At 39.2% G+C, this 16863-nt stretch carries 10 protein-coding genes; all 10 read left to right on the top strand.

Features of this window, described 5'->3' with window-relative positions:
- The first annotated feature begins 139 nt into the window (after positions 1-139).
- On the top strand, positions 140-3679 hold the full coding sequence (locus P0Y49_02065; GenBank protein WEK19937.1) for a SusC/RagA family TonB-linked outer membrane protein: 3540 nt from the start codon (positions 140-142) through the stop codon (positions 3677-3679).
- A 9-nt stretch (positions 3680-3688) separates the two neighbouring features.
- On the top strand, positions 3689-5047 hold the full coding sequence (locus P0Y49_02060; protein ID WEK19936.1) for a RagB/SusD family nutrient uptake outer membrane protein: 1359 nt from the start codon (positions 3689-3691) through the stop codon (positions 5045-5047).
- A gap of 17 nt (positions 5048-5064) precedes the next feature.
- The gene (locus tag P0Y49_02055) at positions 5065-6270 is read left to right on the top strand and encodes a TlpA disulfide reductase family protein (protein WEK19935.1); all 1206 of its coding nucleotides are present in this window, start codon (positions 5065-5067) and stop codon (positions 6268-6270) included.
- 194 nt (positions 6271-6464) lie between these two features.
- A complete protein-coding gene (locus P0Y49_02050; protein WEK19934.1) occupies positions 6465-7079 on the top strand; it encodes an RNA polymerase sigma-70 factor in 615 nt (204 codons plus the stop codon).
- A 79-nt stretch (positions 7080-7158) separates the two neighbouring features.
- On the top strand, positions 7159-8388 hold the full coding sequence (locus P0Y49_02045) for a FecR domain-containing protein (protein ID WEK19933.1): 1230 nt from the start codon (positions 7159-7161) through the stop codon (positions 8386-8388).
- A 186-nt stretch (positions 8389-8574) separates the two neighbouring features.
- Entirely contained in the window at positions 8575-11949 is a 3375-nt protein-coding gene (locus P0Y49_02040; GenBank protein WEK19932.1) for a SusC/RagA family TonB-linked outer membrane protein, read from the top strand.
- Between the two features lie 11 nt (positions 11950-11960).
- Entirely contained in the window at positions 11961-13475 is a 1515-nt protein-coding gene (locus tag P0Y49_02035) for a RagB/SusD family nutrient uptake outer membrane protein (protein WEK19931.1), read from the top strand.
- Between the two features lie 63 nt (positions 13476-13538).
- Positions 13539-14738, top strand: coding sequence for a thioredoxin fold domain-containing protein (locus tag P0Y49_02030; GenBank protein WEK19930.1), 1200 nt, complete (start codon positions 13539-13541; stop codon positions 14736-14738).
- A 31-nt stretch (positions 14739-14769) separates the two neighbouring features.
- Complete coding sequence (locus P0Y49_02025; protein ID WEK19929.1) at positions 14770-15930, top strand: TlpA disulfide reductase family protein; 1161 nt, start codon at positions 14770-14772, stop codon at positions 15928-15930.
- 60 nt (positions 15931-15990) lie between these two features.
- The gene (locus P0Y49_02020; GenBank protein ID WEK19928.1) at positions 15991-16527 is read left to right on the top strand and encodes an SRPBCC family protein; all 537 of its coding nucleotides are present in this window, start codon (positions 15991-15993) and stop codon (positions 16525-16527) included.
- Positions 16528-16863: the final 336 nt, after the last annotated feature.

Genomic DNA, 16863 nt, shown 5'->3' with positions numbered 1-16863 from the left:
AATATTCGGAAATCCGAATAAAGAATGGGAAATCAAAAGAACCAGGAGAGATCCGACCCTCCCCTGGCTAACGCTTGAGTTCACCCATTAAAAATCGTAAGCACAATTATCAACAAACCAAACCCAAACAATCAAATATATGATTTATTACAATCTTAGAACTAAGCTTATGGCTTATGTTCGTAAGGAAAAGAAATGGATAATGAGGATTAACCTGACCGTCTTCATAATGACTGTGTCTCTACTTCAGGTAAATGCGAGCAGTTTTGCTCAAAAAATCACTTTACATGAGAAAAACACTTCTTTTGAAGCCATCATCAATAAAATACAAAGCCAAAGTGGTTACGACTTTATTGGCAATACCATACTGATCAGAAATGCCAGGCCGATTAGTATAAATATAAAAGCAGTAAGCTTGACAGATGCCCTGGAATTGTGCTTTGCCAATCAGGAGCTAACTTATACATTAAAGGACAAAACTGTAATCATCAAACACCGACTACCATCCCTTTTGGATAAGGTTGTTGATTTTTTTACGGCCATAGAAATCAGGGGAAAAGTACTCGACGAGAAGGGATTTCCACTGCCTGGCACTACCGTTAAAGTTAAAAGCACAGGAAAAACAGCATTCACAAACACCAATGGTGAATTCGTTTTAGACAACCTCAACGAAAAAGACATCGTGCAATTTTACTTCGTAGGCTATAAAACCAAAGAAATTGCAGCAACTGCACTTAAAACCAATCCTACTATAAAACTAGAAGTAAAAACCGGGGAACTTGATGAGGTAGCAGTTGTATTTACTGGTTATCAAAAAATAAAAACAGAGCAGCTTACAGGTGCTACAAGCACCATTAACAATAAAGCCTATGAGTCACCAATTGTGACCAATAACTTCTTACAAGGCTTACAGAACAAACTTGCAGGGGTTTTAATTAATGGAGACTTAAAGTTTGAGGGCAACTCCCTGTTCCAGATCCGCGGTATTTCAACAATTTCGGCTACCAAACAACCTTTAGTTGTTGTGGACGGCTATCCTACGGAATTAAGTTTAGATGGCATTAATCCAAACGAGATTGAGTCGGTAACAGTACTAAAAGATGCAGCCGCAGCAGCAATTTATGGGGTAAGGGCTTCAAATGGGGTAATCATTGTAGAGCGTAAAAAAGCGGTAAAGGGCGATCCCAAATTTGCTTTCAGAAGCACCTTGAGTATAACCCCTAAAGAAGATTACACCACCTACAGATTCGCACCTACCTCTACAAAAATGAGATATAACATAGATGCCTATGATAGATATCCGTATCCAAAAAATTTCTATCCCAATAGTCCGCAAAGGTACTCGGCAGGCGATGAACCCTTACTCGACCTATCTGATGGCTTAATTACACGAGCGGAAGCTGAAAAAAGGATGGCCGATCAATATGCTTATGACAATACAGCTGATTACAGCAAATATTTTGAGCAAAACAAAGTCACACAGCAATACGATTTCAACTTATCCGGTGGAACAGAAAAAGCATTATACTATGTTTCCTCTAATTTCACCAGAAACCAGAACAGCAAAATTAAGTCAAATGATCAGCGGTTTCTACTTTCTGGGAGAGGCAGCTATAATTTCAATGATAAATTGTCCTTTATCATGACTACCGATTTCATCCAGACTAAAAACAACAGTGTTCCTGTATTCGGATTAAACGATTTTTATTCTTTTGAACGCTTTCAGGATGATAATGGAAATCCGAAAGCTACATTTGCCGGCTCTCCGATCAATCCTCTTTTTAGCAATGCTATGATCGCTCAAGGCTATTTCGACAACATGAGTTACCCTTTAAGAGATATTAATGAAGTGAGTGACAGAGGCATGACGACTTCCAATAAAATTGTAGGAGATCTTTTATACAAATTTATACCTGGCTTATCCTTAAAAGTGGGTGGAGTCTACGAATTCAGCACAACCACAAATAAGCATATTGCAACCGAAAATGCCTCAGAAATTAAACAATACGTGAATAACTATTCAGAAGTTGGAACCGATGGCATCATTAAATTCAATTTACCTAAAGGTGGCTATAACAAGACCAAAGTAGCAACCACAACCGGCTACACCTTACGTGCGCAGTTGAACTATGATAAAAAACTAAGCGAAGATCACGCAATCAATGTAATTATAGGTGCAGAGACACGCAAAGTAACTGCCGAACTCAATGGTTTTGCAAATTTTGGTTATAACGATCAAACGCTGCTACAACAACCGGTAGATTACAATAAAATCCTTACCGGAACTTGGTCTAACCCACTTTACTACCCTAATCCACAACTATCTTTTACAGACCTTTTTCAAAAAACATTTGAAGACAACCGCTACGTATCGGCCTACTTTAACGGAGTCTATACCTTTAAGTCTAAATACACCCTATCGGGAAGTATGCGAATTGATCAGTCAAACCTGTTTGGTACTGATCCAAAGTATCGTTACAAACCGCTATGGTCTGTTGGAGCAGCATGGAATGTTGACAAAGAAGCTTTCATGGAGCAATTGGCATGGGTAGATCATTTAAAACTAAGGGCATCCAAAGGATTTAACGGAAACGTTTCAAAAGTCAGCTTACCACAAATTATTGCCAATTACGCCAATAATCTCCGTACCAGCCCTACATCCACAGGATTAAATATTTTGAGCCTGGAAAATAGCGCATTACGTTGGGAAGAGACAAACAACTTCAATGCCGGATTAGATTTCACCATCTTTAAACGCATTACCGGTAGCATCGATTTTTATAGTAAAAAGAGTAAAGACCTATTAGGCAATACCGGAATAGATCCGACTAAAGGGGCTTCTTCAGCTGTGCTTAACTCTGCAAAGCTCGACAACAAAGGTTTTGAGATTGCCTTAAACAGTGACTGGATACAACGCAAAAGCTTTAACTGGAATACTGGAATTGCATTTTCTTATAATACCAGTAAAGTACGTGACGTATATCAAAACAGCACAAAATTCAACTATAACTACGTTGACGGTTCGAATATTAACAACTACATCGTTGGTTACCCTGTTGGCTCATTATTTAGCTATAGAGCAGCAGGTTTAAACGCAGATGGATTGCCAACTGTTTATGATAAGAATAATAATATTAAAAAACTGACTTCTAGCAATGACGAAGGTCTTAATGACCTGGAATATTCAGGCAATGGCATTCCTCCTTATGCGATAGGCATCAGTAACCGTTTTGATATAGGTCCATTTTACTTTTATGCGATGATTGATCTATATACTGGCTTTAAAACGCGAATTCCCAGACCTAGCCCTTCCAGTAATCGTCCACAGGAAGGTGCCGAAAATTACTTCAAGACGCCAGGAGACGAAGCTAAAACTGATGTAATGGGGTTTTATAACATCAGCACAATCGACTTCAGCCATGATTTCCCGGCCTACAACAACTCAAACAAATATGTTGTGAACGGCTCTTATCTGTTGTTAAGAGATGTAACCGTATCCTACAGGCTAAACAACCAGTTTTTAAAAACCATAGGCTTTAGCAATTTTGAAATCAAGGCACAAGGCTCTAATTTATACACCAAAGGCTTCAACAAATACAATTACAGCCCGGCTACAGGAGATTATATGAGAAGAAATCTTGTACCAACATTCACCATTGGTTTATTTACTAATTTTTAATCTGCAATCATGAAAACCAATATCTATCAAACCTTAATTATAGCATGTTCATTAATCCTCTTCACTTCCTGTGGGAAGTTTCTTGAGGTTGAACCAAGAGGTAGAGTACTTTTAAAAACGTTTACAGATTTCGACCTGTTACTTAATAGCCAGTCTTTAACTAGTAGTGCGGAGCAGCTGCTAAATGTAATGACAGATGACGCTGATGATGCTGCGGTAAACCCAACCAAAATTGACACAAAAACTTTAAGTTACTTGTGGGCAAATCAGCTAAATCCAACAATCAACGAACGTCCATTGGTTTGGGGTTTCCATTATGCAAACATTTACGCTTACAATGCAGTAATTAATCAGGTTGAAAATGCAACAACAGGTTCAACACAAGATAAGAACAGATTAAAGGCAGAGGCATTGGTAGGCAGAGCATTTGAATATCTGTATTTGGTTAATCTATATGGCAAACCTTATAACCAAGCAACAGCAAGTACTGATCTAGCCGTTCCATTTATCACTTCAACCGATATCATGGAGCAAACTCCTGAAAGGGCTACAGTGGGCTTTATCTATGGAAAAATTATTGAAGATCTGAATGCAGCATTACCCAACCTCAATAAAAACAACAATACCAATAAATTTAGGGCTGCTGCAAATGCAGCTTACAGTGTATTGGCCAGAACCTACTATTATATGAACAATTATACTGAGGCGGCTAAATTTGCGAACAAAGCACTGGAAGAAAGTGGAACGATGCTTTTAGACTTAAATGCCTTTGCCAGCAAAACGGCCATTCCGGCCATGACCATCAACAAGCAAGAGATTTATGCCCGTTATGGTACAAACTCAACATTGACTGTACCTGTTGCTCTAGATTTTTTGAAGTCATTTAATAAAGCGGATTTACGTTTGAAGCTGTTTTACACCAATCTTGGAGATTTCAGCTTCCTAGTCCGTAGCAAAACGGTGTTCTCACCAGCGGGAGGTGTAGTTAGTTTTGGAACATCAGTATCTGAAATGAAACTGATCATCGCTGAGGCTGCAGCAAGAGCAAACAACTTGCAACTTGCACTAGATCAAATGAATGATATTCGCAAATTCCGGACAGCGACAGCCTCTTATCAGGCTTTCTCGTCTACCGATCAGGAAACTGTATTACAACGTGTCTTGTTGGAGCGTCGGTTTGAGTTGGCTTTTAAAGGAATCAGATGGATGGACATGCGCAAACTGGATGCAGAAAATAGAATGCCTGTAGTTATTCGTCTAAGTACCACTGGAGAGGTGATCACAATTTTGGAAAAGCATAGTCCGAAATACACCCTTAAAATACCAGCGAGTGTGATCCACTTCAATCCAGATATGCCACAAAACTAACAGGTAGAAATTCAACGATGAAATTAAATACGAACTCCATTTTAACATTTGTTCTGGCGCTTGCTCCCTTTTTGGGAGTAGCCCAGAACAATATAGACTTTAAACCTGGCACCTTTACATTGAATGGTAAAGTAGCGGACAGCAAAGGTATTGTTGACAACCTTGTTTATTTGCAGTTTAAGCAAAACGGAAAAGAAATAAAAGACAGTACTCAGCTGATTAACGGAACTTACAGTTTTAAGGGGCTAATTTCCTACCCTAGTAAAGCTACCATACAATTAAAAGTGGCTGACAGTGTTGAGCAATACCACAAGCAGACCAGATTATTAAAAGACTACAGTCATGAGTTCTATATCGATGCGGGGAAACTGACGGCAGTTTCAGCAGGAAAACTGAACAAAACGACTATAAGTGGTTCTGCTGCCGATAGCGACCGCCAAAATTTAAAAGCAAAGTTAGCTCCATTGTACCAAGCGAGCAGCGAGCTATACGCCCAGGAAGGCAGTCTTGCTTATAAAAATAAGGACAGTCTGGCCATCGCAAGCTTCACAAAAAAGAGTACTGCTATACAAGATCAAATAGATGCGGTAAAAAAAGACTTTATGTTTAGTCACCCACAATCAGGTATGATGCTCGATATGCTGAACGAGTATACCCGTACTATACTGGAACCATCCGAAATCGAACCTCTTTTCAAAAAAATTCAGCCTGCATTAAAATCATCACTTGAGGGCAAATTGTATGCAGCACGAATTGAACGATCCAAAAACACAGCTATAGGTGCATTACCTCCTGACTTTGTATTAAAAGACAGGGATGGAAAAAAGATTCGCCTGACATCACTTAAAGGAAAACTGGTATTGCTGGATTTCTGGGGTAGCTGGTGTTTCCCTTGCCGGCAAACACACCCACACCTGCGCGAGCTATATGCAACTTATAAAGCTAAGGGGTTTGAAATTTTAGGTGTTGCTAACGAACGAGGTACTCCCGAAGAACAGTATAAGAAATGGACAACTGCCCTTGAGGAAGATAAAATGAGCTGGATCAACGTATTGAGCGAAAAGGCTGAGCAAGGAAAACCCGCTGTACCTGGTTTATACAATATAATGGCCTATCCTACCAAGATTCTCATCAATCGTGATGGTAAGATTGCAAAAATATTTGTCGGAAGTGGAACCGCAAGCGCTCAGGCTCTTGACCAAATGATAAAAGAATTGCTTTAACAAAACCAGCACCCGGCAGCAAAATCATTTCTAAAAGCCCCTTCATCATACGTGATGCAGGGGCTTTTGTGTCATTTTACTTCATATTAATCAACAAAATTCACAATTTCAGAATAATTATTTAACAATCAGCTTTCTAATACCTAATTTTACTTCAGGGAATGGATCCGGGTGCAATGAACCCGGGAGATAAAATGATACAATTTAAACGTAAAGAAAATCTTTTTGATGAAAAGGCAGCACTACTTCTGGTTTCAACAGGTAATGCAAAAGCATTTAGCGAGCTCTTTCACCATTATAGCCCCAAAGTTTTCCAATACGCTCTAAAGATTGTAAAAAGCGATACCCTTGCAGAAGAAATTGTGCAGGAAGTATTTGTAAAAATATGGAACCTGGAGGCACAACTTTCTCATATTGAAAATCTAGATGCCTATCTCCGTGTGCTCACCAGAAATCATACCTTAAAAGTTTTGCGCAGAATAGCATTGGAGATTAAAACCAACCGAATGATGGTTCATGATTACCATGAAGACCATAATGATACAGAAGAATATATCATATTTAAAGATTCGGAAAAGATCTTAAACGAGGCCATTGAAAAGCTACCTGCACAGCAAAAACTGGTTTACTGTTTATGCCATCAGGAAGGCCTAAAGTATGAAGAAGTCGCCCAAAAACTCAATATATCTAAACTTACTGTAAAAACGCACATGCAACATGCCCTACGTTTTCTACGCAATTATGTAAGTACACATACAGACATTGCCATACTGGTTATCCTAATGACTTTCCTCGGCGAAAAACATTAATTAACTTTTTTTTCAATTCCACTACTCCACACCTCTTTCTTAGGGGTCTTTACAATAAAGGCAGGATAAACATCATCCCATGAACACGAGATTAACATATTTATATCAGCAATATATTGATAACACCTGCACTGCTGCCGAGCGGGAGGAATTCTTATCCATGATCGCTCAAAAACAAGAGGATCGGACAATCACCGAACTACTTGACGGTACATGGAATACCATGAACACAACTGAAGAATTAATATTTCCTGCAGCCAACAGTGTCCTGGAAAACATATTAACACATCATAAAAAACCTGTTGTCAGAAAAACCTACTGGTATCGTTATGCTGCAATAGCAGCAGCGATACTGGTAGTGGTTTCAGCCGGAATATATTTCGGCATTAAAACTAAATATAACAGTAAATCGAAGGATGCAAACTACACCGTCGATATTCCAGCGGGTAAAAATAAGGCTACACTTACACTTGCAAATGGAGCTGTAATTAACCTCGATAGTGTAACAGATGGAGAAATTGCGCAACAAGCAGGAATTGCTATTAACAAAACAGCAGATGGACAGTTAGTTTATAACATCACTGCCAAGGCAGAGAAAGACGCTACAGCCTCAGAAGCCTATAACACCATCGCTACCCCACGCGGAGGTCAGTATCAGGTTAATCTACCGGATGGCACTAAAATATGGCTCAATGCAGCATCATCCTTAAAATATCCTGCCGTTTTTGGTAAAGATGAACGCAAAGTTGAACTAATAGGTGAAGCTTATTTTGAAGTAGCTAAAGTGACCATTGAAGAGCAAGGAATAAAGAGCAAAGAACAAGGATCAAGGAACAAGGATAAAAGAGTTCCTTTCATTGTAGTAACAGATAAACAGAAGATTGAAGTATTGGGTACACATTTTAACGTGAACAGTTATCCGGATGAAAATAACACCAAAACTACATTACTGGAAGGCTCTGTTCGTGTAAATACAACCGTGACACAGGAACAAGACAATGTGATCTTAAAACCAGGACAACAATCACTTTTAAAAAACAATCGCTTAACAGCTTATGCGGTAGATATAGACGAGGCCGTAGCCTGGAAAAATGGTTACTTTCAATTTAACGAATCAGATCTGGGTACGATCATGAGGCAATTATCCCGCTGGTACAATGTAGATGTGGTATTTGAAGGCAGATCACCTGAAGATCTTTTCCACTTTAAAATCCCAAGAAATCTGAGTCTTACAGATGTGTTAAAAATATTTGAAATCAATGGTATTAACTTAAAAATAGAAGGGAGAACGCTTATAGTAAAATCATAACAAAGTCGATTTTACCAGGGTAAAAAAAATCCGAAAGTGTTTCGACCACTTCCGGATAAATGTTCCCGGTAAATAAAAAAATGAATCCTGATAGACCACATTAAATTATCAACCAAATCGAGGCGTAACTAACTGAATCTCTTAAATAAGGGAGTCGGTATCGCCACGACTAAACCTAACAAAAATATGAATAAAATTTTAGACGCATTAAGGGTCATGAAATTAATTATATGCTTACTTATCATCAGTTTACAGGCAAGTGCGGTAGCATTTAGCCAAAACATTAGCTTGAGTGAAAAAAACGCAAGCATAGAAAGTGTAATTAAAAAGATAGAAAAACAGAGTGGCTACTCCTTTTTCTACAAGATAGATTTATTAAGAAACAACCTATCAAAAGTAAACCTGTCTTTAAAGAATGTGACCGTTGACCAGGCACTTCAACAAACACTAAGCAACCAGCCTTTAACTTTTGTTATTGTAAACAAAACAGTTATCATTAAACCAAAACCGGCCGTAGGCGAAAAAAACGACAGTCCGGAAGCCAAAAAACCGGTACGTGGAAAAGTAACGGACAGTAAAGGCCCTATACCCGGCGTGTCTGTTAAAATTGATGGAACAAACCTGGCAACCATGACTGATGCTAATGGTTCTTTTACCTTAAACCTTACCCCAGGTACCTACCGCATTGTTTTCAGTTCCGTAGGTTATGAAAGCAAACGCATCGAAAAAGTAGTGACCGAAACCGACGATTCAGAGATCAATGTAGTATTGAATGTTGCTATTGCACAATTACAGGAAGCAGTGGTGCTGGGCTACACGACTAAAAATGCCAGTGAGATTACCGGTTCCCTGCAAACTTTTAGCGCACGTCAATTGGAAGGTGTAACTTCAAACAACCTGATTTCTCAGTTAAAAGGAAAAGTTGCTGGTATGTACATTACTGAACCATCTGGCGACCCGAATAAAAAAGCTACTTTCGTGGTACGCGGACAAGGTACTATACCTGATGCGAACTTACGTGTCACCAATAACCTTAATCCTTTAATCGTAGTCGATGGGATTATCTATTCGGATGTGATGTATCCAAGTGATATTGTTTCCTCAACAGATATTGAAACCATATCCTTGTTAAAAGACGCCGCGTCTACTGCCATATTTGGTTCACGTGCCAGTCAGGGTGTATTGGTAATTACCACCAAAAGAGGTCTTGCCGGGCAATCGCAGTTAAACATCAATGGTAGTTTTGGTATCAGCCAAAGATACATGGGCAAAATTGAATTCATGAACAGCCAGGAGCTGTATGATTATCAACGCAAAATGCTCTTGAACTCTTTCGCGATTAAAACAGAAAACTTGACTCAGGATGCTTATATGGCTAAGTATTTACCACCAGCTTCTGTACTAGGTACTAATACAGACTGGAATAAACAACTGTATCGCAACGGCTTGACAAAAACTTTAGACATGTCTTTGTTAGGAGGAACCGAAAAAACACGTTATTATTTTGGTGCCAACAATTATGATGAACAAGGACCATTAAGAGGCAATGATCTAAAAAGAAATAGCTTTAAACTGAATCTGGATCAAAACATCACCCCTAAACTAACTTTCAGTGCAAACTTAAGTGCCATTTTTGATAAAGGGGATGGAAGTCAGATCACTGGTTCTCCTACCTTGCTGCCGTGGTACACACCATACAATGACGATGGAACACCTAAAAAGGTAATGGGAACCGATGTATTGAACAACATCACTCAAAACCCATTATATGACATGCCCTTCAATTCCACGATTACCAATACTCAACAAGTTCTGGGTGTATTTGCTGCAAAATACAAAGTGTATGACTGGTTAACGTTATCATCAAACAACTCGTACAATACGACTTTCATCACAAGCAACGATTATAAAGATCGTCTGTCTCTTAGTGGATTAGGTAATAAAGGAAGTTTGACGCAGCGAAAAACCAATTCTTACTCCTTCTTAACTTCCAACTTAATTACTGCACGTAAAAAATTCGGTCTGCATACAGTAGGTGGCATAGGTGGTTTTGAATACAACAAAGGTGGCAGCGAATATAATGCGCTTGCGGTTAGAAACATGCCAACAGGCATTAAAGTTCCTTCTTCGGCTTCAGATGTATGGAATACATTTTCGGGGGGTAAATCGTTCATTGGAGAGAAATTTGTAAGAGGGTCTTACTCTCTATTTACTGAGGGAAACTACAATTACGACGATCGTTATTTTGCAAATGCATCTTACAGGATGGACTACTCTACCAATTTTGGTATAGACAACAGAGCGGGAAATTTCTATTCTGTTAGTGGCGCATGGTTAGCCACCAACGAGCAATTTCTACGTGGCAATAAATACCTGACCAATTTAAAAATCAGGGGCAGTTATGGAACAAATGGAAAAATTGCCGGTGAAGATTTCCTGACAGAAAGTTTCTATAATTTCGCTTACCAATATAGTGGCGATCCTTCGGGTATAATCAATCAATTGGGAAACCGACAGATTACCTGGGAGCATGCTCATGTTGCCAACTTAGGTATCGATCTAGGCTTGTTTAACCGCGTATCCCTTTCCACTGATTTTTACCGCAAACGCACTACAGGTCTGTTGCAAAAAGTAGCAACTTCATCTTTATTGGGTGTACCTAGCCAATACCAAAACATAGGTGCTATATTAAACCATGGAGTTGAAATTGTGCTGGATAGCAAAAATCTGGTTGGCGCATTTAAATGGGAAACAAGCTTAAACCTGACCTTCAACAAAAACAAAGTTGAAAAATTAAATGGTGGAAAAATCATTTTTGGAAATGCAGGAGTCGTCAAAGAAGGTGATGACATTAGCAGTGTACATACATACAAATGGCTGGGTGTAGACCCCCAAACCGGCCAACCTCAATTTGAGCGTCTGGAACGTGATCCGGTAACCAATGCCATTACCAGCAAAGTTGTAAACACTTATGATGACATTTCTAAAGGTTTAACTGGTGATGACCTGAGCAGACAACAACAACTGATAGGAAATACCACACCTAAATATTATGGCGGTATGCTCAATACATTCGGTTATAAAGGCATTGAACTATCCGTATTGTTAAACTTTGCAGCAGATTACTTAGTATATAACAACTCAAGACCTACTTACTTCTCTTCTGAGGGGAATGACCTATTGAAAGGCAACCAGATTAAACCGAGTTCAGGACAATCAATTTGGGAGAAACCAGGCGATATTGCTACAGAGCCTATGATTTATCGTAACCGTACTGATGGTGCCAATCAATCAACTTCAAGATTCTGGGAAGATGCCACTCATATCAGAGTACGTAATGTTCGTTTAAGTTATTCACTACCGGCACAACTAATTAGTGCGGTTAAGTTAAAAAGAGCTAACATCTATGTTAGCGGCGACAACCTGTACATCTTTACTAAAAAGAGCTTTTATGGAGTAGATCCTGAAGGCGGATTGGCAACTGATCAGAACAATTACGGCGTAAGTGCCGGCTATGGCGCCAGTCGTAAATATCTTTTAGGCTTACAGTTAACCTTTTAATCATTCAGACAATGAAGAATTACATTTTATCCATATATATAGGTTTTGCAGCAATGGTTTTATTTAGCTGCAAAAAAAATATTGACGAAAATATCCGTCCATTTAACGATAAGGCTGATACGGAGCTGTTAACCACCCTTGATGGCCTTTCATTGGCTACCAATGGCAATTATACATTATTGGTAGGCACGGCTAGTGATATACAATATGATGTGAGCTGGTTTAACGTGAGCGAGCTAAAAGGAAATAACCTCTTTTCTGTTGTTCAAGCCTATCCGGAAACCAGAAATGACAGCTATATTTTTAAAAATTCACCAAGTCAAGGCGCCACAACCAGTTTTTGGCGCGTATCCTATCGCCTGATTTTTGGTACCAATAAGGTTATCGACGCAGTAAAAGATGGTGTAGATGCAGCTCATGATCAGGTTAAAGGCGAGAACTATTTCCTTCGTGCCCTGGCCTATTTTAACTTGGTACGCGTTTATGGTCGTCCATATTATCAAAACAACGGCGAGAGTTTGGCAGTTCCCCTTTCCTTAAATTCTTTAGTAAGTAAAGATTACCAGCCAAAACGCAATACGGTTAAAGAGGTATATGCACAGGTCATTTCAGATCTTGAAAAAGCAGCAACCCTCATGACACAAACTCGAGGTAACAATTATGCATCTAGGGAAGCAGCATGGGCACTATTGTCACGTGTTTACCTTTACATGGGCGGCACACCAGGAGCACCCCAAAACGCAAATAACGCCAAAGCTGTGGAATATGCCGACAAAGTGATTACCTCAAATAAATACACACTAATCACAGGAACTGCTTATAGTACTTCTTTTGCTTCAGACAGTAAAGCCAATAAGGAGTTTATATTCAGTTTCAGACATGACGATGCCAATGGAAATTATATCAATGAGTTCTTAACACCAAGAGATGTATTTGGTAATCCTTATCAGGGTGAGTATTCAGCATCACCGGATTACATGGATCTATTGAAGCAAAATCCGGCAGACTTAAGAATGAATTTCATTACTGTTGAAAATGACAAAAGGATCACTACAACAGACAAAACCAGATATTCTGTAAACAAATATAATTATCAGCAGATTGCTCCTGTAGGTGGCTTCGATTTCAGCGCGAGAAGCAGAAGTGGAACAGCTTACCTTCGTTTAGCGGAGCTGTATTTAAACAAGGCGGAGGCTTTAGCCAAATCAGGAAACAATACCGATGCATTAATTGCCCTGAATGCGGTTAGAGTTAGGGCCAATGCGCCAGGATGGACTACTGCTACTTTAGCAACTGCGGGTTTAACTGTATTTCAGGCAGTATTAAATGAGCGCAGACTGGAACTAGCCTGGGAAGGACATTCTTCGTTTGACAATTTCCGTAATGGATTGCCAATGATAAGAAAGTATATAGACTACTCTGTCACTACTCCATTAACAATTCAACCGGATGACAAACTCGTAGTTTATCCGCTTCCACTGATAGAAATTCAATTGAATCCAAATTTAGATCAAAACCCATTATAAATACTAGGATGTCCGGAAAATCCGGACATCCTAAATAACAACCACCCAAATAGCTGACTAAAAATGAAAAAACTATTCATCGGATTAACTTGCCTGGCTGCCCTATCCGCCACTGCCCAAAACCGGGAGATCGCGTTTAAAGATGGTGACTGGAAATCGCAATTAGCCCTGGCAAAGAAAGAGCACAAGGTTATCTTTTTCGATGCTTACACCTCCTGGTGTGGCCCATGCAAAATGATGGCAAAAGATGTTTTCACCAAAGACAATGTGGCCGACATGTTTAACCAAACCTTTCTGAACGTTAAGTTCGATATGGAAAAAGGTGAAGGTCCTGCCTTAAAAGATAAATATGGTGTAAGCGCTTTTCCTACTTACCTTTTTATCAATGGTGATGGGGAAGTAATACATAAAATTGTAGGTAGCATGTCTGCCCCCGAATTTATCGAAGAGGCAAACAAAGCCTTGAAACCAGAAAGCACTGCATTTGGACTGGCAAAGAAATTTAACAGCGGCGACCATTCCGAAGCTACAGCTATAGCCTATATGGAAGCATTAGATAAAGCCTACGAAGCTGATAAAATGGGGATTGCAGCAAAGGTTTATTTTGACGGCTTACCAAAAGCTTCATTATTGGAAGCTCATAACTGGGAATTGGTACTAAAATACCTGAACAACCCGGCGGCTCAATCTTTTGCTTATTTATTTGACAATAAAACTGCGTTAGAAAAGAAATATGGTGCAGAGAAGGTTAACATGTACTTTCAACGCACGATGAACATGTCAGTATATTCGGTTAAAAGGGCTTATGAGAAAAAGACTGATATAAAGGACGCAGCCGAAAAAGCTGTAGCAATCAGAAAAATATTAAGTAGCGAAACAGCATATTCAAAGCCAATGTTGGCACAACTTGACCTTATCGAATTTGCTGCTGCAAACAAATGGGATAAATATGTATCAAAGGTAGATGCTGTTTGGGGAGATGAAAATTTTCAAGGCAAACCAGGTTTTGTAATTAGTGCAGCCAATGATGTAGTAACATCTGCTCCGGCACAGTATTACAAAGATGCCTTAAGATGGGCAGATCAGGTAGAGAGAAACAATCCTAACTTATTTGCCAATATCCAACTTGCAGACCTTAGAAAAAGAGCACTAAAAAAACAAGGCAAAACTGCTGAAGCAGAAGTAATGGCCGCTAAAGCAGAAACCCTGAGGAAAGAGGCTGCCCAAAAAGGACAGATGACACCTCCAATGATGAAAGACTAAGAGTAACTTAAAAATAAAATACAAAAACACCATGATTAAAAAAGGTTTAACACTGGCAATTGCCGCGTTGTTAATGGTAAGCAGTAGCTTTGCCCAAAAAGGAAAAACAGTGACATTCACCGGTCACGTAAAGTTTCCCGACACAGAAAACAAATACCCTATTTACCTGGGTAAATATGAAGGAGAAGGATTTAAAAGAGCATTTAAAGCTTATGATAGTACAAAGGTAGATGCCAACAACAATTTCTCATTTAAAGTACCAGCCGACAATCCTGACTTTTATCAGGTAAGGGTTTATTACTTCGACCGCATTGATTTCTGGGCAGATAAAGACAATATCCACGTTAACGTAAGAGGTATTGATACTGCTAAAATGAAAATCAAAAACCCACCCTACATCTATATGGAAAATACTTCGGCAGCGAACGACGTAATCAACGATGTAAACCTGGTGAGCTATCTTGATTATCAACAAATGATTGCTGTGGGTCAGGAGCAGTACAGAGCAGGTTTGTCTAAAGATTCTTTATGGATCAACTACATGAAAGATGGCTTTGATCGTATCAGTAAAGATCGCGACTTCCGCGTCAAATACCTGGTTAACAAATACAAAGACCAGCCATCTGTTTTATATGCATTGAATTCCCTGAATCCTAAGCGCGACCAGGAGCTGATCATGTCGACCCTTGATCACCTGACTAAAAAATTCCCTAACCTGACACAGGCAAAAGAAAGAAAAAAAGAAATTCTGGATGGTATTGCTCAGGCTGCAAAAATTGCTGACGGACAAAAAACACCTGATTTTGCTTATCCGGATCTGAACGGCAAAAAATGGGGACCAAAAGATTTCAGAGGCAAATATCTGATCATCGATTTCTGGGCTTCATGGTGCGGACCTTGCCGCCAGGAAATCCCTCACCTGAAAGAAGTTTACAAAAAGTACAAAGATAAAGGTCTGGAGATCCTTTCGGTATCCGTAGATGCTAAACCAGCCGACTGGAAAAAAGCAATGAATGAAGAGCGCATGGCCTGGCCACAGATCAATGCAGTAGAATCTAAACCGGTAATGGCCTCATATATGTTCAGTGGTATTCCTTACCTGGTTGTGGTAGATAAGGACGGAAAAATTGTAGAGAAAAACGTTCGCGGAGAATCTCTGGACAAAGCCATGAAAAAAATATTTGGCATGTAAAAATTAAAGGGCCAGATTTATGATTTGGCCCTTTTCTAGCATTTTTAAACAGAAAATAAAATGAAGAAGATCATATTATCATTGTTGCTTTTAACAGGTTTATCTGTTTTAAAAGCCAATGCACAAATGGAAGCTGCGCAAACGGTTAAATGGGATGTCAACAAAGATGTCACTGTAAATATGGAAGCAGATGCCGTATGGAAAATTTTGAGCGAACCTGAGCTATTGAAAAAAGCTTCGAACGGTTATGTAACAGGAATTGAAGTTGTTGATGCCAATATGCCCATATCCAGAAAAATTACTTTCGCCAATGGTGGCAGCCGTTTAGAAAATGTTGTTCAAAATGAGCCTCACAACAAGCTGATGGTTATGGAATTTGCTGATACCGCTTTACCGAAAGGAATTAAATCAGCCCAGATTGCCATATTTACCAAGGCTAAGGACAACCAGGCTTCAGTGTCCTGGAAAGCTATGTTTAAAGGTGATAGTGAAGCCAAAAAAGCACTAACAGCGCAGTTAACTGCCGAATTTGACAGCTATGCTGCCGGTCTGGAAAAAATGACAAAGAAAGTTATTCCGGCAGCCCGTATGAATTAACAATATAGGAAGATTCGAATTCCGTTTCCAGGAAAACGAAAAGTAACCGTCTCATAACTAATTTATGAGGCGGTTTTTTTATGCTGTCTTATTTTTTCCAGACATGCCAAAACTGAATAATAAAATTATTTCGCAATTCACACACCATGAAACCGATTGAATTTGTTCCATACTTCAGACGTTTTTTAGTGAATCAACTAGAGTGAAAGCCGGCTTTTTTCGCCGGTTCAAAGAACTTTTTAATGCTATTTCCGCTCACAGCCAGGTATTTCCTTAATGCTAAGCAGACCTCAATAAAAAAAATAAACAGCTTATTATAAGCTAATTACCAATTAA

Origin of the sequence: Candidatus Pedobacter colombiensis (assembly GCA_029202485.1) — a bacterium.
Taxonomy (GTDB): Bacteria; Bacteroidota; Bacteroidia; order Sphingobacteriales; family Sphingobacteriaceae; genus Pedobacter; species Pedobacter colombiensis.
The sequence above is the reverse complement of the archived record's forward strand: the minus strand, read 5'-3'. Positions and strand labels throughout refer to the sequence as shown.

Coding starts and splice junctions, on each gene's coding strand:
- P0Y49_02030 (WEK19930.1), top strand. CDS start 13,539: ATGAAAAAACTATTCATCGGATTAACTTGCCTGGCTGCCCTATCCGCC.
- P0Y49_02025 (WEK19929.1), top strand. CDS start 14,770: ATGATTAAAAAAGGTTTAACACTGGCAATTGCCGCGTTGTTAATGGTA.
- P0Y49_02065 (WEK19937.1), top strand. CDS start 140: ATGATTTATTACAATCTTAGAACTAAGCTTATGGCTTATGTTCGTAAG.
- P0Y49_02060 (WEK19936.1), top strand. CDS start 3,689: ATGAAAACCAATATCTATCAAACCTTAATTATAGCATGTTCATTAATC.
- P0Y49_02020 (WEK19928.1), top strand. CDS start 15,991: ATGAAGAAGATCATATTATCATTGTTGCTTTTAACAGGTTTATCTGTT.
- P0Y49_02045 (WEK19933.1), top strand. CDS start 7,159: ATGAACACGAGATTAACATATTTATATCAGCAATATATTGATAACACC.
- P0Y49_02035 (WEK19931.1), top strand. CDS start 11,961: ATGAAGAATTACATTTTATCCATATATATAGGTTTTGCAGCAATGGTT.
- P0Y49_02055 (WEK19935.1), top strand. CDS start 5,065: ATGAAATTAAATACGAACTCCATTTTAACATTTGTTCTGGCGCTTGCT.
- P0Y49_02050 (WEK19934.1), top strand. CDS start 6,465: ATGATACAATTTAAACGTAAAGAAAATCTTTTTGATGAAAAGGCAGCA.
- P0Y49_02040 (WEK19932.1), top strand. CDS start 8,575: ATGAATAAAATTTTAGACGCATTAAGGGTCATGAAATTAATTATATGC.